This is a genomic window from Pseudomonas koreensis (genome assembly GCF_025447595.1).
In the GTDB taxonomy this organism is placed as follows: Bacteria; Pseudomonadota; Gammaproteobacteria; order Pseudomonadales; family Pseudomonadaceae; genus Aquipseudomonas; species Aquipseudomonas koreensis_H.
The window spans coordinates 57975-81709 of the sequence record NZ_JAOEJU010000027.1 but is presented as its reverse complement, the minus strand read 5'-3'; the positions used below and the strand labels follow the sequence as shown (position 1 = coordinate 81709).

Here is a 23735-nt window from a genome sequence, read left to right as displayed (position 1 = left end):
GCGCTGTTGAAGGGGCAAAGCGAATATCAGCCGAAGGCCGGTTGAGGGTTTCCCCTCAACCATAGAATCTCCCACAGTTGTTATTTCAGTGCAGCGAGAATCTCGTCCGGATCAAACCCGCGAATCAGCGTGCCATTGACGTCGATCAGTGGAATTCCGCGTCCGCCCAACGCTTCATACGCCTTGCGTGCCTCGGCATCTTTCTCGATATCGAACTCCTTGAACGGAATGCCTTTCTGATCGAGAAAGCGCTTGGTCTGCTTGCAGTAGCCACACCAGTCCGTTGCATACAGCACGACATTGGCGTTGGCGCGGACCTGTTCCGACGCCATCTGCGACGGGTTGAACACCCGCTCGATCTTGCCCCAGTTTTGATAGACCACGATTACCAGCAGAACCAGCAGAACCTTTTTCAACACATTGCCGAGCATCAGTTGCGACGCTTCAGCTGATCGGTGAGTGAGGTCGGCAGGCCTTTGATGACCAGCGTCCCGGCTTCTTCGTCGTATTCGATCTTCGAACCCAGCAGGTGCGCTTCGAAACTGATCGACAGGCCTTCGGCGCGGCCGGTGAAGCGACGGAACTGGTTGAGTGTGCGTTTATCCGCCGGAATCTCCGGCGACAGGCCGTAATCCTTGTTGCGGATGTGATCGTAGAAGGCCTTCGGGCGTTCTTCGTCGATCAGCTCCGAGAGTTCTTCCAGACCCATCGGCTCGCCGAGTTTGGCCTGGCTGCTGGCGTAGTCGACCAGGGTTTTGGTCTTTTCGCGCGCGGAGTCTTCCGGCAGGTCTTCGCTCTCGACGAAGTCGCTGAAGGCCTTGAGCAGGGTGCGGGTCTCGCCCGGGCCGTCGACGCCTTCCTGGCAGCCGATGAAGTCGCGGAAGTACTCCGAGACCTTCTTGCCGTTCTTGCCCTTGATGAACGAGATGTATTGCTTGGACTGCTTGTTGTTCTGCCACTCGGAAACGTTGATTCGCGCCGCCAGGTGCAGTTGGCCGAGGTCGAGGTGGCGCGACGGGGTCACGTCCAGTTGGTCGGTTACCGCCACGCCTTCGCTGTGGTGCAGCAGGGCGATGGCCAGGTAATCGGTCATGCCTTGCTGATAGTGGGCGAACAACACGTGGCCGCCGACCGACAGGTTCGACTCTTCCATCAGCTTCTGCAGGTGCTCGACCGCGACTTTGCTGAACGCGGTGAAGTCCTTGCCGCCTTCCATGTATTCCTTCAGCCAGCCGCTGAACGGGAACGCGCCGGACTCCGGATGGAACAACCCCCAGGCTTTACCCTGTTTGGCGTTATAGCTTTCGTTGAGGTCGGCGAGCATGTTCTCGATGGCGGCGGACTCAGCCAGTTCGGAATCACGGGCGTGCAGGACTGCGGGTGTGCCGTCGGGTTTTTTGTCGATCAAATGGACAATGCAATGACGGATCGGCATAGGCTTCTCGGCTGGTGGAAGGGAGGAGGGCGGGCTCCCCCGAAAAAGCGCTCAGTGTACCGCAACCACTGGATTTGGCGCGGGGTGAAGGGCAAATCCGGGTCACCCGACGGCCCTTATGCATTTATTTACCGATTTAGCGCAATAAACCTGACCATTTGGCTAGCTAGAGGCGGATATTTCCTTGTCTCTGTGCTAGTTTTGCCCGGTCTTGTGCGAAGTCACCGCGACAAGCATGCATTCAGCTTTTGTCAGGTCGAACCAAACCTTGATTTCGGCATCTATAACCCCGACTCGTCGTGGTTATCGCCGAGGGTGCCAGATCCAGAAGATCGGGCTCGATGGCTGACACTGCACTCTGCAATCCATATGAATTTGATAGGGAAGGAACACTACATGGCTCTTACTAAAGACCAACTGATCGCCGACATCGCTGAAGCTATCGACGCGCCGAAAACCACCGCGCGTGCCGCTCTGGACCAACTGGGCCAAATCGTTGCCGATCAGCTGGAAAACGGTGCCGAAATCACTTTGCCAGGTATCGGCAAGCTGAAAGTGACCGAGCGTCCTGCCCGCACTGGCCGTAACCCATCGACTGGCGCTGCCATCGAAATCCCTGCCAAGAAAGTGATCAAGCTGGTTGTGGCCAAAGGCCTGACCGACGCTGTGAACAAGTAAGACGCAGCGATAAAAAAAACCGTGCGCCGGAGTGATCCGGGCACGGTTTTTTTATGCCTGCTGTTTGTGTTTCAGCAGTAGTGGCGGCCGCTTTGCACTCAAACGCCGCCCCGGTTAAAACGTCTTACTTGCGCACCCAGCGTTCGCGCCGCCAGATCTGCTGCTCGGACTTGGTCTGGAAGGTCCAGGCAACGAACCGGCTCTGCTTCTGCCCCTGGGACATTTCCACCACCTGGCTTTCCAGTGCACCGGCCTTTTTCAGCGCGGTTTCGATGGCAGGCAGGTTCGAGGCTTTCGAGACCAGGGTGCTGAACCACAACACCTTGTGCGCAAAGTTCGCACTTTCGGCGATCAGTTGCGTCACGAAACGCGCTTCGCCGCCTTCACACCACAGTTCAGCCGACTGACCGCCGAAGTTCAGCACCGGCAATTTGCGTTTCGGGTCGGCCTTGCCCAGGGCTCGCCATTTACGCTCGCTGCCATTGGTGGCTTCTTCCATCGACGCGTGGAACGGCGGGTTGCACATGGTCAGGTCAAAGCGCTCGCCGGGCTCCAGCAGGCCGATCAGGATGTGCTTGCGGTTTTCCTGTTGGCGCAGCTGGATGACCTTGTTCAGGTCGTTGGACTGGACGATGGCCCTGGCGGCGGCCACGGCGGTCGGATCGATCTCCGAGCCGAGGAAGTGCCAGCGATATTCGCTGTTACCGATCAGCGGGTACACGCAGTTGGCACCCATGCCAATATCCAGCACGTTGACGATAGCGCCGCGTGGAACCACGCCGTCGTTGTTGCTGGCCAGCAGGTCAGCCAGAAAGTGGATGTAGTCGGCGCGGCCCGGCACCGGCGGGCACAGGTAATCGGCCGGGATGTCCCAATGCTGGATGCCGTAGAACGACTTGAGCAGCGCCCGGTTGAACACACGCACCGCATCGGGACTGGCGAAGTCGATGCTTTCCTTGCCGTACGGGTTGGTGATCACGAACTTCGCCAGTTCCGGCGTAGTCTTGATCAGCGCCGGGAAGTCGTAACGACCCTGATGGCGATTGCGCGGATGCAGGCTGGCTTCTTTACGCGGTTCCACGGGCTTGGCCGGGGTGGCGGAGTCAGGCTTCTTGCGCGCAGGTTTCGGTGTACGTGGGGCGTTCATGGGCGTGGTCGATTCGGGTAGGGCTGAAAGTGGCGGCCATTGTCCCACAGGGAGCCGAGTTGTTGGCCGGAAAAGTGCCGGGCACAAAAAAGGGAGGCCGTTGCGGGCCTCCCTTTTTCAGTGCGATTTGCCGTTACAGGCTGGCAATCCGCGCGTGCTGCTCGGCCAGCTTGGCCAGAGCCTGTTCGGCTTCGGCCAGTTTGGCGCGTTCCTTCTCGATGACTTCGGCCGGGGCCTTGTCAACGAAACCGGCGTTGGACAGCTTGCCGCCAACGCGCTGGACTTCGCCCTGCAGACGCAGGATTTCCTTGTCCAGACGCGCTAGCTCGGCGTTCTTGTCGATCAGGCCGGCCATCGGCACCAGCACTTCCATCTCGCCAACCAGCGCGGTGGCGGACAGCGGCGCTTCTTCGCCGGCCGCCAGTACGGTGATCGATTCCAGACGCGCCAGCTTTTTCAGCAGCGCTTCGTTCTCGGTCAGGCGGCGCTGGTCTTCAGCGGTGACGTTCTTCAGGTAGATCGGCAGCGGTTTGCCCGGGCCGATGTTCATCTCGCCACGGATGTTGCGCGTGCCGAGCATCAGGCCCTTGAGCCATTCGATGTCGTCTTCGGCCGCCGGATCGATGCGCTCTTCGTTGGCCACCGGCCACGCTTGCAGCATGATCGTCTTGCCCTGAATGCCGGCCAGCGGCGCGATGCGCTGCCAGATTTCTTCAGTGATGAACGGCATGAACGGATGCGCCAGACGCAGCGCCACTTCCAGTACGCGAACCAGCGTGCGGCGGGTGCCGCGCTGACGCTCGACCGGCGCGTTTTCGTCCCACAGCACTGGCTTGGACAGTTCCAGGTACCAGTCGCAATATTGGTTCCAGATGAACTCGTACAGCGCTTGCGCCGCCAGGTCGAAACGGAACTGATCCAGTTGACGGGTCACTTCGGCTTCGGTGCGTTGCAGTTGCGAGATGATCCAGCGGTCTGCCAGCGACAGCTCGTACGCTTCGCCGTTCTGGCCGCAGTCTTCGCCCTTGTCCAGAACATAACGCGCGGCGTTCCAGATCTTGTTGCAGAAGTTGCGGTAGCCCTCGACGCGGCCCATGTCGAACTTGATGTCGCGACCGGTGGACGCCAGCGAGCAGAAGGTGAAGCGCAGGGCGTCGGTGCCGTAGCTGGCGATGCCGTCGGCGAACTCGTCGCGGGTCTGCTTCTCGATCTTCTTCGCCAGTTTCGGCTGCATCAGACCGGAGGTGCGTTTCTGCACCAGGGTTTCGAGCTCGATACCGTCGATGATGTCCAGCGGGTCCAGGACGTTGCCCTTGGACTTGGACATCTTCTGGCCCTGGCCATCACGCACCAGACCGTGCACATAAACGGTCTTGAACGGAACCTGCGGTGTGCCGTCCTCGTTCTTGATCAGGTGCATGGTCAGCATGATCATCCGGGCGACCCAGAAGAAAATGATGTCGAAGCCCGTCACCAGCACGTCGGTAGAGTGGAATTTCTTCAGGAACTCGGTCTTTTCCGGCCAGCCCAGGGTGGAGAAGGTCCACAGGCCCGAACTGAACCAGGTGTCGAGAACGTCGTTGTCCTGTTGCAGCGCAACGTCCGGGCCGAGGTTGTGCTTGGCGCGCACTTCGGCTTCATCGCGACCGACGTAGACTTTGCCCGACTCGTCATACCAGGCCGGAATCCGGTGGCCCCACCACAGCTGACGGCTGATGCACCAGTCCTGGATGTCACGCATCCACGAGAAGTACATGTTTTCGTACTGCTTCGGTACGAACTGGATGCGGCCGTCTTCTACGGCGGCAATCGCAGGCTCGGCCAGCGGTTTGGTGGACACGTACCACTGGTCGGTCAGCCAAGGCTCGATGACGGTGCCGGAGCGGTCGCCTTTCGGCACTTTCAGGTTGTGGTCGTCGACGCTGACCAGCAGGCCGGCGGCGTCGAACGCAGCCACGATCTGCTTGCGCGCTTCGAAACGCTCGAGGCCGGCGTATTCGGTCGGAATCTTGCCGTCGATGCTGTCGTTCAGCGTGCCGTCGAGGTTGAACACTTGCGCTGCTGGCAGCACGTTGGCGTTCTTGTCAAAGATGTTCAGCAGCGGCAGGTTGTGACGCTTGCCGACTTCGTAGTCGTTGAAATCGTGGGCCGGGGTGATTTTCACGCAGCCGGTGCCGAATTCAGGATCGCAGTAATCGTCGGCGATGATCGGGATGCGGCGGCCGACCAGCGGCAGCTCGACAAACTTGCCGATCAGGGCTTTGTAGCGCTCGTCGTTCGGGTTCACCGCGACGGCGGAGTCGCCGAGCATGGTTTCCGGACGGGTGGTCGCGACGATCAGGAAATCGTTGCCTTCAGCGGTTTTCGCGCCATCGGCCAGCGGGTACTTCAGGTTCCACAGAAATCCTTTCTCGTCGTGGTTTTCCACTTCGAGGTCGGAAATCGCCGTGTGCAGCTTGGTGTCCCAGTTGACCAGACGCTTGCCGCGATAGATCAGACCGTCTTCGTGCAGGCGCACGAAGGCTTCTTTAACGGCTTCCGAGAGGCCGTCATCCATGGTGAAGCGCTCGCGGCTCCAGTCCACGGACGAGCCGAGGCGGCGGATCTGACGGCTGATGTTGCCGCCGGATTGATCCTTCCATTCCCAGACTTTCTCGAGGAATTTTTCGCGTCCCAGATCATGGCGGTTCTGACCCTGGGCTTCGAGTTGGCGCTCCACCAGCATCTGCGTGGCGATACCGGCGTGGTCGGTGCCCGGCTGCCACAGGGTGTTGCGACCCTGCATGCGGCGGAAACGGATCAGGGCGTCCATGATCGCGTTGTTGAAACCGTGACCCATGTGCAGGCTGCCGGTGACGTTCGGCGGCGGGATCATGATGGTGTAGGAGTCGCCCGCGCCTTGCGGGGCGAAGTAGTTCTCGGACTCCCAGGTGTTGTACCAGGAAGTTTCAATGGCGTGCGGCTGGTAGGTCTTATCCATGCGCGGCGGGACCCTATTGGCATTTATTCAGGAAAAGCCGGGAAGTATAGCGGGGCATGGGGCGCAGGGCGAGCGAGTGGCGACTGGACGTGGAACTAAATGTGGGAGCGAGCTTGCTCGCGATGGCATCGCCGCGATATTAGGAAAGATCGCAGTGCCTGCATCGCGAGCAAGCTCGCTCCCACAAGGGATTGGGGGATTATTCGTACTGGCCGAGAAGCCGTTCCATCCGCGCCTCGAGGCGACGTTTGATTTCGGTTTCGATGTGCGGAGCGAAATCGTCGATCACGTCCTGCATGATCAGTTGCGCGGCGGCGCGCAGTTCGCTGTCCAGGTGCAGGAGGGCGTCGGGGCCCTTATCCACAACAGCAGCGGCAGGTTGCGGGGTATGCGTCGGCGCGGGTGCAGCTTCGACGGCTTGCGGTGTGTTGTCGACCGAATCGAACAACATCGGAATCTGTTCCTGTTCGCCATCATCGACCGTGTCGGTCAACAGCGGTGGTTGCAGGTTGTCATCGCCCAGCAACTGGCGGATCGACTCGAGGTCATCCAGCAGGTGCGCGGGTTTTTGCAGCGGTTTTGGAGTGTCCATCGGCGTACTCAGAGTCGCTGTAAACGGTGGTCTTGCAGAGGATAGCCCTGTTCGCGGTAGAAACGGAAACTCTCCCGCGCCGCAGTGCGGATCGCCGGATCTTCCACCACAACCTCCGCCACCCGGGCGAATTTGTTGGCGAAAACCGGGACTTTCAGGTCGAGGTTGACCAGCAGATCCGTGTGTTGGCCACAGTCCTCGCCCAGTCCCAACACGATCAAACCTTCCGGTTCGCTTTCAGCCGGGCCGTGAGGCACGAAGGTTTCGCCCTTGAACGCCCACAGTCGCGCATCGAGATCATCACGCTGGGCGGCATCGCTGCAATGCAGGTAGATGCGGTGGCCCATGCGCCAGGCTTTATCGGTGAGCTTGCAGGCAAAGTCCAGGCGAGCCGAAGGATCGGCGCTGGGCAGGATATAAAAGTCGACTTTGGTCATTGCGGTTCCTGAGCTGAAAGCGGCGCCCCTCAAGAGAGGCGCCGCTCGCAGTCATCGGTTTCAGGCTTTGGCGCGGTCCAGCAGGTACTGGGTCAGCAGCGGAACCGGACGGCCGGTTGCGCCCTTGTCCTTGCCGCCGCTGGTCCAGGCGGTGCCTGCGATGTCCAGGTGCGCCCAGTTCAGGTTCTTGGTGAAGCGCGACAGGAAGCAGGCAGCAGTGATGGTGCCGGCTTTCGGACCGCCGATGTTGGCGATGTCGGCGAACGGGCTGTCCAGTTGCTCCTGGTACTCGTCGAACAGCGGCAGTTGCCAGGCGCGGTCATCGGCAGCCTTGCCGGCGCTCAGCAGTTGCTCGATCAGTTCGTCGTTGTTGCCCAGCAGGCCCGAAGTGTGGGCGCCCAGCGCAACGACGCAGGCGCCGGTCAGGGTGGCGATGTCGATCACCGCTTGCGGTTTGAAGCGCTCGGAGTAGGTCAGGGCGTCGCACAGCACCAGACGGCCTTCGGCGTCGGTGTTGAGGATTTCCACGGTCTGGCCGCTCATGGTGGTGACGATGTCGCCCGGACGCGAAGCGGTGCCGCTCGGCATGTTCTCGGCGCAGGCCAGGATGCACACCAGATTGATCGGCAGTTTCAGTTCCAGCACGGCGCGCAGGGTACCGAACACGCTGGCGGCGCCACCCATGTCGTACTTCATCTCGTCCATGCCGGCGCCCGGCTTCAGGCTGATGCCGCCGGTGTCGAAGGTGATGCCTTTGCCGACCAGTGCGTACGGCTTCTCGGATTTCTTGCCGCCGTTGTATTGCATGACGATCAGGCGCGGTGGCTGGGCGCTGCCCTGGCCGACGGCGTAGAAGGAGCCCATGCCCAGGGACTTGATCTTCTTCTCGTCGAGGACTTCGACTTTCAGATCCTTGAACTCTTTGCCGAGGTTCTTGGCTTGCTCGCCGAGGAAGGTCGGGTGGCAGATGTTCGGTGGCAGGTTGCCCAGGTTACGGGTGAATGCCATGCCGTTGGCAATCGCGGTGGCGTGGTTCACGGCGCGCTGCACTTCGGCCTGAGCGGCCTTGATGGTCAGCAGGGTGATTTTCTTCAGGGCGCGCGGTTCGGCTTTCTGGCTCTTGAACTGGTCGAAGGTGTATTCGCCGTCGACCAGGGTTTCGGCCAGCAGGCGGGTCTTGCCGTAGCTGTCGCGGTTCTTGACGATGATTTCATCGAGTGCCAGTACGGCGTCGCTGCCGGCCAGGCCTTTGAGGGTGTTGAGGATGCCGGCGACGATCTTGCGGAACGGACGGTCGCCCAGTTCTTCGTCCTTGCCCACGCCGACCAGCAGCACGCGCTCGGCTTTCAGGTTCGGCAGGCTGTGCAGCAACAGGCTTTGGCCGACCTTGCCGGCCAGGTCGCCACGCTTGAGCACGGCGCTGATGGCGCCACCGCTCAGTTCGTCGACCTGTTTGGCGGCGACGCCGAGTTTGCGGCCTTCGCCGACGGCAACCACCAGGGTGGCGGTTTTCAACGTTTCTGGGCTAACGCTTTTTACAACCAGTTCCATGTCCGGATCCCTGAATGAATGGTCAACACGCAGGCGTTCGACGGTGTCCGCCGTCGCCTGCTTATAGAGAGAAGAGGCGCAGGCCAGTGCCTGCGACAGAGGCGGCAGTTTGAACCTCGCTCACCGCGCCTGACAACCCTCGGTTGTACGATCTTCAACGGATTGCATGCTTGCGTGAGTGTGTGCAGTGACAGGCGCCCTCAATCACAGGATAATGCCGCATCTTTTTTCGACGGCTCTGCCTTGCGGGCCCGTCGATACGTTTGCTTGTTTGGCCGCCTTAGCCTGACAACCCTGGAGTGTCTGGTTTGATCGTCTTCCGTTATCTGTCCCGCGAAGTCCTGTTGACCCTGAGTGCGGTAAGCGCCGTGCTGCTGGTCATCATCATGAGCGGTCGCTTCATCAAATACCTCGCCCAGGCCGCCGCGGGCCAGCTCGATCCGGGATCGCTGTTCCTGATCATGGGCTTCCGTCTGCCGGGTTTCCTGCAACTGATCCTGCCGCTGGGCCTGTTTCTCGGGATCCTGCTGGCGTACGGCCGGTTGTACCTGGAAAGCGAGATGACCGTGCTCTCGGCCACCGGCATGAGCCAGCAGCGTCTGTTTCGCATGACCCTGTTCCCGGCCACCCTGGTGGCACTGGTGGTTGCGTGGCTGAGCCTGAGCCTGGCCCCGCAAGGCGCCAACCAGTTCCAGTTGCTGCTGAACAAGCAGGACGCCCTGACCGAATTCGACACACTCGAGCCCGGCCGCTTCCAGGCCCTGCGCGACGGTACGCGGGTGACCTACACCGAAACCCTGAGCGATGACCGGGTCAACCTCGGCAGCGTGTTCATCTCGCAGAAGAACCTCGGCGCCAACCAGAAAGATCGCGGAATTTCCGTGCTGGTGGCGGAAAAGGGCCGTCAGGAAGTGCGTCCCGACGGCAACCGCTACCTGATTCTCGACAACGGCTACCGCTACGACGGCAGCCCGGGTCAGGCCAACTACCGCGCCATTCACTACGAAACCTACGGCGTGCTGCTGCCCAAGCCGGATGTCAGCGAGGAAGTCACCGACCGTGACGCCATGCCGACCTCGTCTCTGGTGGGCAGCGATGACATCCGCTCGAAAACCGAACTGCAATGGCGCCTGTCGCTGCCGTTGCTGGTATTCATCGTGACCCTGATGGCGGTGCCGCTGTCGCGGGTCAATCCGCGTCAGGGGCGTTTCCTCAAGCTGCTGCCGGCGATTCTTCTTTATATGGCTTATCTGACCATCCTGATTGCCGCCCGCGGCGCCCTCGAGAAAGGCAAGATTCCACCGGCGCTCGGCTTGTGGTGGGTGCATGCAATCTTCCTGGTCATCGGTCTCGGCCTGCTGTACTGGGAACCTCTGCGCCTGAAACTGGCCAGCCGTCGCAGCGCAGCGCTGGAGGTGGCCCGTGGTTAAACTCGACCGCTACATCGGCAGCAGCGTGTTCATGGCGATCATCGCGGTGCTGGCGATCATTCTTGGCCTGGCAACCTTGTTCGCGTTCATCGACGAGATGGGCGACGTCAGTGACACCTACACCCTGGTCGATGTCCTGAGCTTCGTACTCTTGACCGCGCCGCGCCGCATGTACGACATGTTGCCGATGGCGGCGCTGATCGGTTGCCTGATCGGCCTCGGCAGTCTGGCGAGCAGCAGCGAGCTGACTGTGATGCGTGCAGCGGGTGTGTCCATCGGGCGTATCGTCTGGGCGGTGATGAAGCCGATGCTGGTACTGATGCTGGCCGGCGTGCTGATCGGCGAGTACGTTGCCCCGGCCACCGAGAGCATGGCCCAGGCCAACCGTTCGCTGGCGCAAGGCAGCGGCGATGCGCAAAGCGCCAAGCACGGCATGTGGCACCGTCAGGGCGAGGAGTTCATTCACATCAACTCCGTGCAGCCCAACGGTCGCCTGTATGGCGTGACCCGCTATCACTTCGACAAGGAGCGTCATCTGCTGAGCTCGAGCTTCGCCAAGCGCGCCGAGTTCGACACCGATCACTGGCAGCTGACCGACGTGACCACCACCAAATTCCACGAGCGCAGCACTGAAGTGGTCAATACGCCGGTCGAGCGCTGGGATGTGTCCCTGAGTCCGCAATTGCTGAGCACTGTGGTAATGGCGCCGGAATCGCTGTCGATCACCGGCCTGTGGGGTTATATCCACTATCTGGCCGATCAGGGTCTGAGCAACGGCCGTTACTGGCTGGCATTTTGGGTCAAGGTGTTGCAGCCGCTGGTGACCGCCGCGCTGGTACTGATGGCGATCTCCTTCATCTTCGGTCCGCTGCGTTCGGTGACCCTCGGTCAGCGGGTGTTCACTGGTGTGCTGGTGGGCTTCACCTTCCGCATCGTTCAGGATCTGCTGGGGCCATCCAGTCTGGTGTTCGGCTTCTCGCCGCTGTTCGCGGTGCTGGTGCCGGCTGGCGTGTGTGCGCTGGCGGGTGTCTGGTTGTTGCGTCGAGCCGGTTGATGAACAAGGTTTCACTATCGCTTTAGCCTTGAAAACGCCTCGGTCGCCAGACCGGGGCGTTTTTGCATGCAATCCGGGTGACAGGCGAACGTGACGCTTGCGCCGTGTATCAGGTACAATTCCCGGCTATTTTTCGGCGGGCCAAGCCTGCAGCCTTTTTGAGTGTTGATCCGTGAGTGATTTGAGTCATATCCGCAATTTCTCCATCATCGCCCACATTGACCATGGCAAGTCGACGCTGGCTGACCGTTTCATCCAGATGTGCGGTGGCCTGGCCGAGCGTGAAATGGAAGCCCAGGTACTGGATTCCATGGATCTGGAGCGCGAACGCGGGATCACCATCAAGGCCCACAGCGTTACTCTCTATTACAAGGCCAAAGACGGCGTCACCTACCAGCTGAACTTCATTGACACCCCGGGCCACGTCGACTTCACCTACGAAGTCAGCCGTTCCCTGGCGGCCTGTGAAGGTGCGTTGCTGGTGGTCGATGCGGGTCAGGGCGTTGAAGCCCAGTCCGTGGCCAACTGCTACACCGCCATCGAGCAGGGCCTCGAGGTCATGCCGGTCCTGAACAAGATCGACCTGCCGCAGGCCGAGCCTGATCGCGTGAAGGACGAGATCGAAAAGATCATCGGTATCGACGCCACCGACGCCGTCACTTGCAGCGCCAAGACCGGCCTGGGGGTCGACGAAGTGCTCGAGCGTCTGGTCGCGACCATTCCTGCGCCGACCGGCAACATCGAAGATCCGCTGCAAGCGTTGATCATCGACTCCTGGTTCGACAACTACCTGGGCGTTGTTTCTCTGGTGCGTGTGCGTCACGGCCGCGTGAAGAAGGGCGACAAGATCCTGGTGAAGTCCACCGGCAAGGTGCATCTGGTCGACAGCGTCGGTGTGTTCAACCCGAAACACACCGCCACCGCTGACCTGAAGGCCGGCGAAGTGGGCTTCATCATCGCCAGCATCAAGGACATTCATGGTGCGCCGGTCGGTGACACCCTGACCCTGAGCTCCACCCCGGACGTTCCGGTGCTGCCAGGTTTCAAACGCATCCAGCCACAGGTTTACGCCGGTCTGTTCCCGGTCAGCTCCGACGACTTCGAGGACTTCCGCGAAGCGCTGCAGAAACTGACCCTGAACGACTCGTCGCTGCAGTACACCCCGGAAAGCTCCGACGCACTGGGCTTCGGCTTCCGTTGCGGCTTCCTCGGCATGCTGCACATGGAGATCATCCAGGAGCGCCTGGAGCGCGAATACGACCTGGACCTGATCACCACGGCGCCGACGGTAATCTTCGAACTGGTGCTGAAAACCGGTGAAACGATTTACGTCGACAACCCGTCGAAGCTGCCGGACGTGTCTGCAATCGAAGACATGCGCGAGCCGATCGTGCGCGCCAACATCCTGGTACCGCAGGAGCACCTGGGCAACGTCATCACCCTGTGCATCGAGAAACGCGGTGTGCAGGTCGACATGCTGTTCCTCGGCAATCAGGTGCAAGTGACCTACGACCTGCCGATGAACGAAGTGGTCCTGGACTTCTTCGATCGTCTGAAATCCACCAGCCGCGGCTATGCTTCGCTGGACTACCATTTCGATCGCTACCAATCGGCTAATCTGGTGAAACTGGACGTGCTGATCAACGGCGACAAGGTCGACGCTCTGGCGCTGATCGTGCACCGTGACAATTCGCACTTCAAAGGTCGCCAGTTGACCGAGAAGATGAAAGAACTGATTCCTCGTCAGATGTTCGACGTGGCCATCCAGGCTGCCATTGGCGGTCAGATCGTCGCCCGGACAACCGTCAAGGCACTCAGAAAGAACGTATTGGCCAAGTGCTACGGCGGCGACGTCAGCCGTAAGAAAAAACTGCTTGAGAAGCAGAAGGCCGGTAAGAAACGCATGAAACAGGTCGGCAACGTGGAAATTCCACAAGAAGCCTTCCTCGCCGTGCTCAGGTTGGAATAGTCAGGTCCTATGTCACTAAATTTCCCGCTGTTGCTGGTCATTGCCGTGTTCGTCTGCGGTCTGTTGGCGTTGCTCGATCTGTTGATCCTGGCACCGCGTCGGCGTGCTGCCATTGCCTCCTATCAGGGCAGCGTCAGCCAGCCTGACGTGGTGGTGGTCGAGAAGCTGAACAAGGAACCGCTGCTGGTCGAGTACGGCAAGTCGTTCTTCCCGGTGTTGTTCATCGTGCTGGTGCTGCGTTCGTTCCTGGTGGAGCCGTTCCAGATTCCGTCCGGCTCGATGAAACCGACCCTGGACGTCGGCGACTTCATTCTGGTGAACAAGTTTTCCTACGGGATCCGCTTGCCGGTGATCGACAAGAAGGTCATCGAAGTCGGTGACCCGCAGCGCGGCGATGTGATGGTTTTCCGCTATCCGAGCGATCCGAACGTCAACTACATCAAGCGTGTGGTCGGCCTGCCGGGCGACACCGTTCGGTACACCGCCGACAAGCGTCTGTTCGTCAATGGCGAGTCGATTGCCGAGCAACTGGTCGGCTCCGAGCCGGGCACCCTTGGCAGCGCGGAACTCTACAAGGAAAAACTCGGCGTCGCCGAGCACCTGATCCGCAAGGAAATGAGCCGCTACCGCGCCACGCCGGACCATACCTGGACCGTGCCGGCCGGGCACTACTTCATGATGGGCGACAACCGCGACAACTCGAACGACAGTCGCTACTGGGATGATCCGAACATTCCCAAGGATCTGCTGGGCATGGTTCCCGACCAGAACATCGTCGGCAAGGCCTTCGCGGTCTGGATGAGCTGGCCGGAACCGAAACTCAGCCACCTGCCGAACTTCTCGCGGGTCGGCCTGATCAAGTAAACAAACACGGCGCTGTTGACCACAGCGCCGAATGCATTTCTGGCGTCGGCACAACCGGCTCCGGGGCATGAAGCCACGATATTCAGGACGTCATTTTTGAACACAGCGTTAATTGTCCCAGGCCTGCGTCGTATCCCGGCGATGGCAGTGGAATCCAGCCACGAACTCAGCGTGGGTAAACCGTGAGCGTTTCTCTAAGCCGTCTCGAGCGTCAGCTCGGTTACACCTTCAAGGACCAGGAACTGATGGTCCTGGCCCTTACGCACCGCAGCTTTGCCGGACGCAACAACGAGCGTCTGGAATTCCTCGGCGATGCGATCCTCAACTTTGTTGCCGGCGAAGCCCTGTTCGACCGTTTCCCGCTGGCGCGCGAAGGCCAGTTGTCGCGTTTGCGCGCACGGCTGGTAAAAGGTGAGACGCTGGCGGTGCTGGCCCGCGGTTTCGATCTGGGCGATTACCTGCGTCTGGGTTCCGGCGAGTTGAAGAGCGGCGGTTTCCGTCGCGAGTCGATTCTGGCCGACGCCCTGGAAGCACTGATCGGTGCGATCTACCTCGATGCCGGCATGGAAGTCGCCCGCGAGCGCGTACTGGCCTGGCTGGCCGGCGAGTTCGAAGGTCTGACGCTGGTCGACACCAACAAGGATCCGAAGACCCGCCTGCAGGAATTCCTGCAATCGCGCGGCTGCGAACTGCCGCGTTATGAAGTGGTGGATATCCAGGGCGAGCCGCACTGCCGTACCTTCTTCGTCGAGTGCGAAGTTGTCCTATTGAATGAAAAAAGCCGGGGTCAGGGTGTGAGCCGTCGTATTGCCGAACAGGTAGCGGCCGCCGCAGCTCTGATTGCCCTGGGTGTGGAGAATGGCAATGACTGATACAAACGCAACGCGCTGTGGCTATGTTGCCATCGTCGGCCGTCCCAACGTGGGCAAGTCCACGCTGCTGAACCACATCCTCGGCCAGAAGCTCGCGATCACTTCGCGCAAGCCGCAGACCACTCGCCACAACATGCTCGGGATCAAGACCGAGGGTGACGTGCAGGCGATTTACGTCGACACCCCCGGCATGCACAAAGGTGGCGAAAAGGCCCTGAACCGCTACATGAACAAGACCGCTTCGGCGGCGTTGAAAGACGTCGACGTGGTGATCTTCGTGGTCGACCGCACCAAGTGGACCGAAGAGGACCAGATGGTGCTGGAACGCGTGCAGTACGTGACCGGCCCGCTGATCGTCGCGCTGAACAAGACCGACCGTATCGAAGACAAGGCCGAGCTGATGCCGCACCTGTCGTGGTTGCAGGAACAGCTGCCGAACGCGCAGATCATTCCGATCTCGGCGCAACACGGGCACAACCTCGACGCGCTGGAAAAGGTCATCGCCGACCATCTGCCGGAGAACGATCACTTCTTCCCGGAAGACCAGATCACCGACCGCAGCAGCCGTTTCCTCGCCGCCGAACTGGTACGCGAGAAGATCATGCGCCAGCTCGGCGCCGAGCTGCCGTACCAGATCACCGTGGAAATCGAAGAGTTCAAGCAGCAGGGTGCGACGCTGCACATCCATGCGCTGATCCTCGTCGAGCGTGACGGCCAGAAGAAAATCATCATTGGCGACAAGGGCGAGCGCATCAAGCGCATCGGCACCGAGGCGCGCAAGGACATGGAGCTGCTGTTCGACTCCAAGATCATGCTCAACTTGTGGGTCAAGGTGAAGGGCGGCTGGTCCGACGACGAGCGTGCGCTGCGTTCGCTGGGTTACGGCGACCTGTAAAGCAATACATCGATCCATTGTGGGAGCGAGCTTGCTCGCGAAGACGATGTAACATTCGGCATTGATGTTGACTGTTGCACCGCTTTCGCGAGCAAGCTCGCTCCCACATTGGTTTTGGGTGATGAGTAAACCGCGTTTCCCTCAACGAGAAATCCATGTCTCAAGCGCCTCCCGCCCAACCCGCGTACGTCCTCCACTCCCGCGCCTACCGCGAAACCAGCGCATTGGTGGATTTCCTCACGCCGCAAGGTCGGCTGCGAGCGGTGTTGCGCAGCGCGCGGGGCAAGGCGGGAACGCTGGCGCGGCCGTTCGTGCCGCTGGAAGTGGAGTTTCGCGGCAAGGGTGAGTTGAAGAATGTCGGGCGCATGGAAAGCGTCGGCAACGCAACCTGGATGGTCGGCGAGGCGCTGTTCAGTGGCTTGTATCTCAATGAACTGCTGATTCGCCTGTTGCCCGCAGAAGACCCGCACCCTGCGGTGTTTGATCATTACGCCGCGACCTTGCTCGCATTGGCCGAAGGCCGGCCGCTGGAACCGCTGTTGCGTTCCTTCGAATGGCGGCTGCTCGACGACCTTGGTTACGGTTTTTCCCTGAACACTGACATCAATGACGAGCCTATCGCTGCGGACGGTCTCTACCGCTTGCAGGTGGATGCCGGACTCGAGCGGGTCTATCTGCTGCAACCCGGTCTGTTCAACGGCACCGAACTGTTGGCCATGGCTGAAGCCGACTGGTCCGCTCCCGGTGCGTTGTCCGCCGCCAAGCGTCTAATGCGCCAAGCCTTGGCCGTGCATCTGGGCGGTCGTCCCCTCGTCAGTCGAGAGCTGTTTCGCAAGCCCTGATATGCTGTGCGCCGAATCTTTCCATTCAGGAGCGCATCCGTGACCACCAGCAATCGCATTCTTCTTGGCGTGAACATCGACCACGTCGCCACCCTGCGTCAGGCCCGTGGCACGCGCTATCCGGATCCGGTCAAGGCTGCGCTGGACGCGGAAGAGGCGGGCGCCGACGGCATCACCGTGCACCTGCGCGAAGACCGCCGGCATATTCAGGAGCGCGACGTGCTGCTGCTCAAGGATGTGCTGCAAACCCGCATGAACTTCGAAATGGGCGTCACCGAGGAAATGATGGCGTTCGCCGAACGCATCCGTCCGGCGCACATCTGTCTGGTGCCGGAAACCCGTCAGGAGCTGACCACCGAAGGCGGTCTGGATGTGGCGGGGCAGGAGGAGCGGATCAGGGCGGCGGTTGAGCGTCTGTCGAAGATCGGCAGCGAGGTATCGCTGTTCATCGACGCCGACGAGCGGCAGATCGCTGCGTCGAAGCGTGTCGGCGCACCGGCCATCGAACTGCACACAGGGCGTTACGCCGATGCCGAAACGCCGACCGAAGTGGCTGAAGAGCTCAAGCGTGTGGCGGACGGCGTGGCCTTCGGTCTGGCCCAGGGCCTGATCGTCAATGCCGGCCATGGCCTGCACTATCACAACGTCGAGGCGGTTGCCGCGATCAAGGGCATCAACGAGCTGAACATCGGCCATGCGCTGGTGGCGCATGCGTTGTTCGTAGGCTTCAAGTCTGCTGTCTCTGAAATGAAAGCGCTGATCCTGGCCGCCGCCAAGCACTAAGCCTCAACATATCCCCTGTGGGAGCGAGCTTGCTCGCGATAGCGGTGTATCAGCCAAAGAATTTGTTGACTGACACTACGCATTCGCGAGCAGGCTCGCTCCCACTTAGGGTTCTTGGTGATGATTAAAGCGGAGCGGGCTCTTGAGCGGGTTTCGACTTGTCGATCCCCGGCACATGCAGATTGCCCTCGGCCACCTGATCGCCTTCAAGCTGCGGCTGGGTCACCCAGGTCAGGATGTCGTAGTAGCGGCGGATGTTCGCCACGAAATGCACCGGCTCGCCGCCTCGGGCGTAGCCGTAGCGTGTCTTGCTGTACCACTGCTTTTGCGAAAGGCGCGGCAGGATCTTTTTCACATCCAGCCACTTGTCCGGGTTCAACCCTTCCTTGGCCGCCAGTTTGCGTGCGTCATCCAGATGACCGCTGCCGACGTTGTAGGCCGCCAGGGCAAACCAGGTGCGATCCGGCTCCTGGATCGACTCGTCGAGCTGATCCTTCATGTAGGCCAGGTACTTGGCGCCGCCCATGATGCTCTGCTTCGGATCGAGCCGGTTGGACACGCCCATGGCCTGAGCGGTGTTCTGGGTCAGCATCATCAGGCCGCGCACGCCGGTCTTCGAGGTGACCGCAGGTTGCCACAGCGATTCCTGATAACCGATGGCCGCCAGCAGGCGCCAGTCGACTTTCTCTTTCTTGGCGTAGGCCTTGAAGTGCTGTTCGTATTTGGGCAGCCGTTGCTGCAAATGCTGGGCAAAGGTGGTGGCGCCCATGTAGCCGAGGACGTCGACGTGGCCGTAATAACGGTCTTTCAGGCGTTGCAGGGTGCCGTTCTTCTGCACCTTGTCCAGATAACTGTTGATCTCGTTGAGCAGGCTGTTGTCTTCGCCAGCCGCCACGGCCCAGCTCTGGCTGCGCGCGTCGCCGAGGTCGAAGGCAACGCGGATGTTGGTGAAGTACACCTGGTTCATCGCCACTTCGTTGGAATCGACGAGGGTCAGGTCGATCTGACCTTCATCGACCATCCGCAGCAGGTCGACCACTTCAACGGCGTCGGATTCTTCGTACTGGATGCCAGGATATTTCTGTTTCAGCTCCGCCAGTTGTTCGGCGTGGGTGCTGCCCTTGAGCACCATGATTTTCTTGCCCACCAGATCGCCGGCGTCGGTGGGGCGTGACTGGCCGTTGCGATAGATGATCTGCGGGGTGACTTCGAGGTAAGAGCGAGAGAAGCGCACCTGTTTCTTGCGCTGTTCGCTGCTGACCAGACCGGCGGCCGCCAGTACCGGGCCGTTGGGTTTGCCGATCTGGTCAAAGAGATCGTCGAGATTGTCGGCGGTTTCGATCTTCAGCTCGACCCCCAAATCGTCGGCGAAGCGCTTCACCAGCTCGTATTCGAAGCCGGTTTCACCGCTGCGATCCTGAAAGTAGGTGGCGGGGCTGTTTCGGGTGACCACCCGCAGCACGCCATCCTCCTTTACGCGCTCGAGTGTGTTGGGTTTATCAACACAGCCACTGAGCATCAGGAAGAGTCCGGTAGCGATCAGCCATTTGGCGTACCGCGGACGCAAAGCCGTTGGGGAAAACATGTGCGCAGTATACGCAAAGGACAACGGGCGCCATATCTCGACAGTTGCGGGGTTGTCTGCTAGGGATCACAAAACCGCGCGAAACCCCGCAGGAACGGGCCCGAAAGGCATTTTGTGACAGAAAAAATAACCCGCGTTCCAACACTCCATAAATTTGACCCTCAAGGCAGGAACACCACTCGACATCCGGGTGTAACCGTGCGTAGCGTTTCGGGTGATGTTGAGGGCGGTTTAGGCTAGAATGCACGGCCTCAAAGCACACCCCTTCCCGAGGCTGTCCCGAAGATGTTGATCCTGCGCGGCGCTCCTGCCCTTTCTGCCTTTCGCCACAGCAAACTCCTTGAGCAACTGAGCCAGAAGGTTCCGGCTGTCAGTGGCTTGTATGCTGAATTCGCTCACTTCGCCGAAGTCACCGGCGTCCTGACCGGCGACGAACAGCAGGTGCTTGCGCGCCTTCTGAAGTACGGTCCAAGCGTTCCGGTTCAAGAGCCGACCGGTCGTCTGTTCCTGGTGTTGCCGCGTTTCGGCACCATCTCGCCATGGTCGAGCAAGGCCAGCGACATCGCCCGCAACTGCGGCCTGAGCAAGATCCAGCGTCTGGAGCGCGGCATCGCGTTCTACGTGACCGGCCAGTTCAGCGAAGCCCAAGCGCAACAGATTGCAGACGTACTGCATGACCGCATGACTCAGATCGTTCTGGCCAACCTCGAGCAGGCCGCCGGTCTGTTCAGCCACGCCGAACCGAAGCCGCTGACCGCCATCGACATCCTCGGCGGTGGTCGCGCCGCGCTGGAAAAAGCCAACGTCGAACTGGGCCTGGCCCTGGCCGAAGACGAGATCGATTATCTGGTCAACGCTTTCAACGGTCTCAAGCGCAACCCGCACGACATCGAACTGATGATGTTCGCCCAGGCCAACTCCGAGCACTGCCGCCACAAGATCTTCAACGCCAGTTGGGATATTGACGGCGAGAGCCAGGAAAAAAGCCTGTTCGGCATGATCAAGAACACCTATCAGATGCACAGCGAAGGCGTGCTGTCCGCGTACAAGGACAACGCTTCGGTGATCGTCGGTAACGTCGCCGGCCGCTTCTTCCCGGATCCGGAAACCCGCCAGTACGGCGCGGTGCAGGAGCCGGTGCACATCCTGATGAAGGTTGAAACCCACAACCACCCGACCGCGATCGCTCCATTCCCGGGCGCGTCCACCGGTTCCGGCGGCGAGATCCGCGACGAAGGTGCAACCGGTCGTGGCGCCAAGCCGAAAGCCGGCCTGACCGGTTTCACCGTGTCGAACCTGCAGATCCCGGGCTTCGAACAGCCGTGGGAAGTGCCGTACGGCAAGCCTGAGCGCATCGTCAACGCGCTGGACATCATGATCGAAGGCCCGCTGGGCGGTGCTGCGTTCAACAACGAATTCGGCCGTCCGGCCCTGACCGGTTACTTCCGTACCTTCGAACAGTCGATCACCACCCCGCACGGTGATGAAGTTCGCGGTTACCACAAGCCGATCATGCTCGCTGGCGGCATGGGCAACATCCGTGAAGAGCACGTCAAGAAAGGCGAGATTCTGGTCGGCTCCAAGCTGATCGTCCTCGGCGGCCCGGCGATGCTGATCGGTCTGGGCGGCGGCGCTGCTTCCTCCATGGCCACCGGCACCAGTTCGGCGGATCTGGACTTCGCTTCCGTTCAGCGTGAAAACCCTGAAATGGAGCGTCGCTGCCAGGAAGTCATCGACCGTTGCTGGCAGCTGGGTGACAAAAACCCGATCAGCTTCATTCACGACGTGGGTGCGGGCGGTCTGTCCAACGCCTTCCCGGAACTGGTCAACGACGGCGACCGCGGTGGCCGTTTCGAACTGCGCAATATTCCAAACGACGAGCCGGGCATGGCCCCGCACGAAATCTGGTCCAACGAATCTCAGGAACGTTATGTTCTGGCAGTCGGCCCGGCCGACTTCGAGCGCTTCAAGGCGATCTGCGAACGTGAGCGTTGCCCGTTCGCCGTCGTCGGTGAAGCCACCGCCGAGCCGCAACTGACCGTGACCGACAGCCACTTCGGCAACAACCCGGTGGACATGCCACTGGAAGTGTTGCTGGGCAAGGCCCCGCGCATGCACCGTTCGGTGGTTCGCGAAGCCGAGCTGGGCGATGACTTCGATCCGTCGAGCCTTGACATCGGCGAAAGCATCGAACGCGTTCTGCATCACCCGGCCGTGGCGAGCAAAAGCTTCCTGATCACCATCGGCGACCGCACCATCACCGGTCTCGTGGCCCGTGACCAGATGGTCGGCCCATGGCAGGTTCCGGTGGCCGACGTTGCCGTCACCGCCACCAGTTTCGACGTCTACACCGGTGAAGCGATGGCGATGGGCGAGCGCACTCCGCTGGCGCTGCTGGACGCTCCGGCGTCGGGCCGCATGGCCATCGGCGAAACCCTGACCAACATTGCCGCTTCGCGCATCAACAAGCTCTCCGACATCAAACTGTCGGCGAACTGGATGTCCGCTGCCGGCCACCCGGGCGAAGACGCGCGTCTGTACGACACCGTGAAAGCGGTCGGCATGGAACTGTGCCCTGAGCTGGGCATCACCATTCCGGTCGGCAAGGACTCGATGTCCATGGCCACCCGCTGGAACGACAACGGCGAAGACAAGACCGTCACCTCGCCGATGTCCCTGATCGTGACCGGTTTCGCGCCAGTGGCTGACATCCGTCAGACCCTGACCCCGGAACTGCGTATGGACAAGGGCACCACCGACCTGATCTTGATCGACCTCGGTCGCGGCCAGAACCGCATGGGCGCCTCGATCCTGGCGCAGGTTCACGGCAAGCTCGGCAAGCAGGCTCCCGACGTCGACGACGCCGAAGACCTGAAAGCGTTCTTCGCCGTGATCCAGGGCCTCAACGCCGACGGCCACCTGCTGGCTTACCACGACCGTTCCGACGGTGGTCTGCTGACCTCCGTGGTGGAAATGGCCTTCGCCGGCCACTGCGGTCTGAGCCTGAACCTCGACAGCGTTGCCGAAAGCTCCGCTGAAATCGCTGCCATCCTGTTCAACGAAGAACTGGGTGCCGTGATCCAGGTTCGCCAGGACGCCACCCCGGACATCCTCGCGCAATTCAGCGCGGCCGGTCTGGGCGACTGCGTTTCGGTGATCGGTCAGCCGATCAACAACGGCCAGATCAACATCACCTTCAACGGTGACACCGTGTTCGAAGGCCAGCGTCGTCTGCTGCAACGTCAGTGGGCCGAGACCAGCTACCAGATCCAGCGTCTGCGCGACAACGCCGACTGCGCCGAGCAAGAGTTCGATGCGCTGCTGGAAGAAGACAACCCGGGCCTGAGCGTCAAGCTGAGCTACGACGTCAACCAGGACATCGCCGCGCCTTACATCAAGAAAGGTATCCGCCCACAGGTTGCCGTGCTGCGTGAGCAGGGCGTCAACGGTCAGGTGGAAATGGCGGCAGCGTTCGACCGCGCCGGTTTCAACGCGATCGACGTGCACATGAGCGATATTCTGGCCGGCCGTGTCGACCTGAACGAGTTCAAAGGTCTGGTGGCCTGCGGTGGTTTCTCCTACGGCGACGTTCTCGGCGCCGGTGAAGGCTGGGCCAAGTCCGCACTGTTCAACAGCCGTGCGCGCGATGCGTTCCAGGGCTTCTTCGAGCGTAACGACAGCTTCACCCTCGGCGTGTGCAACGGTTGCCAGATGATGTCCAACCTGCACGAGCTGATCCCGGGCAGCGAGTTCTGGCCGCACTTCGTGCGCAACCGCTCCGAGCAGTTCGAAGCGCGTGTGGCGATGGTCCAGGTTCAGGAGTCGAACTCGATCTTCCTGCAGGGCATGGCCGGTTCGCGCATGCCGATCGCCATCGCTCACGGCGAAGGTCATGCCGAATTCGAAAGCGAAGAGGCACTGCTCGAAGCCGATCTGTCGGGTTGCGTGGCGATGCGTTTCGTCGACAACCACGGCAAGGTCACCGAAGCCTACCCGGCCAACCCGAACGGTTCGCCGCGCGGGATCACCGGTCTCACCAGCCGCGACGGTCGCGTGACGATCATGATGCCGCACCCGGAGCGTGTGTTCCGTGCCGTGCAGAACTCGTGGCGTTCGGAAGACTGGAACGAAGACGCTCCTTGGATGCGTATGTTCCGTAATGCTCGTGTGTGGGTGAACTAAGCGCTGTGTACAAGCTCGCTTTTTTTGTTCCCGACAGTCATGTCGAGGTGGTCAAGGATGCTGTGTTCGCTGCCGGTGGTGGGCGGATCGGTGATTATGACCACTGTGCGTGGCAGGTGCTTGGATCTGGTCAGTTTCGGCCTCTGGACGGCAGTCAGCCGTTCATCGGTGAGGCGGGGCGGGTTGAGCGGGTCGAGGAGTGGAAGGTTGAGCTTGTTGTTGGCGATGAGTTGATTCGCTCGGTAGTGGCGGCTCTTAAGTTGAGCCATCCCTACGAGACGCCGGCTTATGAAGTGTGGCGGTTGGAGGATTTTTGATCTTCCTTGGCTGCTGAAACGGGAAACCCGCTGAGAGTGATTTCAGCGGGTTTTTTGTTGTTTGGGGTTTGGGTTGAGTGAATATCCGTTTCTTCGGGTGCGGCGGCTTATGGTTCCGCCCT

The 23735-nt window shown here is 60.8% G+C and carries 19 protein-coding genes; 11 read left to right on the top strand and 8 right to left on the bottom strand.

Features of this window, described 5'->3' with window-relative positions; translation table 11 throughout:
* Positions 1-80: 80 nt before the first annotated feature.
* Positions 81-431 (bottom strand): glutaredoxin family protein, encoded by a 351-nt coding sequence (locus tag N8H71_RS25120; RefSeq protein ID WP_262196059.1) that lies wholly within the window; start codon positions 429-431, stop codon positions 81-83.
* Complete coding sequence (gene yejK / locus N8H71_RS25115; protein WP_007957356.1) at positions 431-1435, bottom strand: nucleoid-associated protein YejK; 1005 nt, start codon at positions 1433-1435, stop codon at positions 431-433. Before yejK ends, N8H71_RS25120 begins: the two co-directional genes overlap by 1 nt.
* Positions 1436-1831: 396 nt before the next feature.
* Here yejK and N8H71_RS25110 point away from each other — a divergent pair, with 396 nt between their 5' ends.
* Positions 1832-2113 carry an HU family DNA-binding protein gene (locus N8H71_RS25110; protein WP_007957357.1) on the top strand — a complete coding sequence of 94 codons (282 nt, stop codon included), beginning with the start codon at positions 1832-1834 and terminating at the stop codon, positions 2111-2113.
* A gap of 124 nt (positions 2114-2237) precedes the next feature.
* Here the strand turns inward: N8H71_RS25110 and rlmF are convergent, their stop codons facing one another.
* The 5 genes from rlmF to N8H71_RS25085 form a co-directional block, all read right to left on the bottom strand.
* Positions 2238-3260 carry a 23S rRNA (adenine(1618)-N(6))-methyltransferase RlmF gene (rlmF, locus tag N8H71_RS25105; RefSeq protein ID WP_262196058.1) on the bottom strand — a complete coding sequence of 341 codons (1023 nt, stop codon included), beginning with the start codon at positions 3258-3260 and terminating at the stop codon, positions 2238-2240.
* A gap of 133 nt (positions 3261-3393) precedes the next feature.
* Entirely contained in the window at positions 3394-6240 is a 2847-nt protein-coding gene (locus tag N8H71_RS25100; protein WP_262196057.1) for a valine--tRNA ligase, read from the bottom strand.
* Positions 6241-6439: 199 nt separating this feature from the next.
* Positions 6440-6832 (bottom strand): DNA polymerase III subunit chi, encoded by a 393-nt coding sequence (locus N8H71_RS25095; protein ID WP_262196056.1) that lies wholly within the window; start codon positions 6830-6832, stop codon positions 6440-6442.
* 8 nt (positions 6833-6840) lie between these two features.
* Positions 6841-7269 (bottom strand): DNA polymerase III subunit chi, encoded by a 429-nt coding sequence (locus N8H71_RS25090; protein ID WP_236189739.1) that lies wholly within the window; start codon positions 7267-7269, stop codon positions 6841-6843.
* Between the two features lie 60 nt (positions 7270-7329).
* A complete protein-coding gene (locus tag N8H71_RS25085; RefSeq protein ID WP_262196055.1) occupies positions 7330-8820 on the bottom strand; it encodes a leucyl aminopeptidase in 1491 nt (496 codons plus the stop codon).
* Between the two features lie 308 nt (positions 8821-9128).
* On the opposite strand from N8H71_RS25085, the gene lptF reads away from it, so the two are divergent.
* The 8 genes from lptF (at position 9129) to pdxJ (ending at position 17529) form a co-directional block, all read left to right on the top strand.
* Complete coding sequence (gene lptF / locus N8H71_RS25080) at positions 9129-10250, top strand: LPS export ABC transporter permease LptF (RefSeq protein WP_007957364.1); 1122 nt, start codon at positions 9129-9131, stop codon at positions 10248-10250.
* Positions 10243-11304, top strand: coding sequence for an LPS export ABC transporter permease LptG (gene lptG, locus N8H71_RS25075; RefSeq protein WP_007957365.1), 1062 nt, complete (start codon positions 10243-10245; stop codon positions 11302-11304). The genes lptF and lptG overlap by 8 nt, the downstream gene beginning before the upstream one ends.
* Before the next feature lie 172 nt (positions 11305-11476).
* Positions 11477-13273: a translation elongation factor 4 gene (lepA, locus tag N8H71_RS25070; RefSeq protein ID WP_085608162.1), complete on the top strand. Its 1797-nt coding sequence runs from the start codon at positions 11477-11479 to the stop codon at positions 13271-13273.
* A gap of 9 nt (positions 13274-13282) precedes the next feature.
* The gene (lepB, locus tag N8H71_RS25065) at positions 13283-14137 is read left to right on the top strand and encodes a signal peptidase I (protein ID WP_262196054.1); all 855 of its coding nucleotides are present in this window, start codon (positions 13283-13285) and stop codon (positions 14135-14137) included.
* Between the two features lie 182 nt (positions 14138-14319).
* Positions 14320-15009, top strand: a complete 690-nt coding sequence (gene rnc / locus N8H71_RS25060; protein ID WP_011332589.1) for a ribonuclease III — start codon at positions 14320-14322, stop codon at positions 15007-15009.
* Positions 15002-15904: a GTPase Era gene (gene era / locus N8H71_RS25055; RefSeq protein WP_039769512.1), complete on the top strand. Its 903-nt coding sequence runs from the start codon at positions 15002-15004 to the stop codon at positions 15902-15904. Before rnc ends, era begins: the two co-directional genes overlap by 8 nt.
* Positions 15905-16059: 155 nt before the next feature.
* Complete coding sequence (gene recO, locus N8H71_RS25050; RefSeq protein ID WP_085688939.1) at positions 16060-16746, top strand: DNA repair protein RecO; 687 nt, start codon at positions 16060-16062, stop codon at positions 16744-16746.
* A gap of 39 nt (positions 16747-16785) precedes the next feature.
* Positions 16786-17529 (top strand): pyridoxine 5'-phosphate synthase, encoded by a 744-nt coding sequence (pdxJ, locus tag N8H71_RS25045; RefSeq protein WP_064382428.1) that lies wholly within the window; start codon positions 16786-16788, stop codon positions 17527-17529.
* A gap of 124 nt (positions 17530-17653) precedes the next feature.
* Here pdxJ and mltF read toward each other — a convergent pair whose 3' ends face one another.
* Positions 17654-19114, bottom strand: coding sequence for a membrane-bound lytic murein transglycosylase MltF (gene mltF / locus N8H71_RS25040; protein ID WP_262196053.1), 1461 nt, complete (start codon positions 19112-19114; stop codon positions 17654-17656).
* 285 nt (positions 19115-19399) lie between these two features.
* Here mltF and purL point away from each other — a divergent pair, with 285 nt between their 5' ends.
* Positions 19400-23296: a phosphoribosylformylglycinamidine synthase gene (gene purL, locus N8H71_RS25035; protein ID WP_262196052.1), complete on the top strand. Its 3897-nt coding sequence runs from the start codon at positions 19400-19402 to the stop codon at positions 23294-23296.
* 5 nt (positions 23297-23301) lie between these two features.
* The gene (locus tag N8H71_RS25030; RefSeq protein ID WP_240870051.1) at positions 23302-23613 is read left to right on the top strand and encodes a YqfO family protein; all 312 of its coding nucleotides are present in this window, start codon (positions 23302-23304) and stop codon (positions 23611-23613) included.
* The last annotated feature ends 122 nt before the right edge of the window (positions 23614-23735 follow it).

Excerpts from the sequence above, each read along its gene's own strand:
- N8H71_RS25120 (WP_262196059.1), bottom strand. The coding sequence starts at position 431 with ATGCTCGGCAATGTGTTGAAAAAGGTTCTGCTGGTTCTGCTGGTAATC.
- yejK (WP_007957356.1), bottom strand. The coding sequence starts at position 1,435 with ATGCCGATCCGTCATTGCATTGTCCATTTGATCGACAAAAAACCCGAC.
- N8H71_RS25110 (WP_007957357.1), top strand. The coding sequence starts at position 1,832 with ATGGCTCTTACTAAAGACCAACTGATCGCCGACATCGCTGAAGCTATC.
- rlmF (WP_262196058.1), bottom strand. The coding sequence starts at position 3,260 with ATGAACGCCCCACGTACACCGAAACCTGCGCGCAAGAAGCCTGACTCC.
- N8H71_RS25100 (WP_262196057.1), bottom strand. The coding sequence starts at position 6,240 with ATGGATAAGACCTACCAGCCGCACGCCATTGAAACTTCCTGGTACAAC.
- N8H71_RS25095 (WP_262196056.1), bottom strand. The coding sequence starts at position 6,832 with ATGGACACTCCAAAACCGCTGCAAAAACCCGCGCACCTGCTGGATGAC.
- N8H71_RS25090 (WP_236189739.1), bottom strand. The coding sequence starts at position 7,269 with ATGACCAAAGTCGACTTTTATATCCTGCCCAGCGCCGATCCTTCGGCT.
- N8H71_RS25085 (WP_262196055.1), bottom strand. The coding sequence starts at position 8,820 with ATGGAACTGGTTGTAAAAAGCGTTAGCCCAGAAACGTTGAAAACCGCC.
- lepB (WP_262196054.1), top strand. The coding sequence starts at position 13,283 with ATGTCACTAAATTTCCCGCTGTTGCTGGTCATTGCCGTGTTCGTCTGC.
- era (WP_039769512.1), top strand. The coding sequence starts at position 15,002 with ATGACTGATACAAACGCAACGCGCTGTGGCTATGTTGCCATCGTCGGC.
- recO (WP_085688939.1), top strand. The coding sequence starts at position 16,060 with ATGTCTCAAGCGCCTCCCGCCCAACCCGCGTACGTCCTCCACTCCCGC.
- mltF (WP_262196053.1), bottom strand. The coding sequence starts at position 19,114 with ATGTTTTCCCCAACGGCTTTGCGTCCGCGGTACGCCAAATGGCTGATC.
- purL (WP_262196052.1), top strand. The coding sequence starts at position 19,400 with ATGTTGATCCTGCGCGGCGCTCCTGCCCTTTCTGCCTTTCGCCACAGC.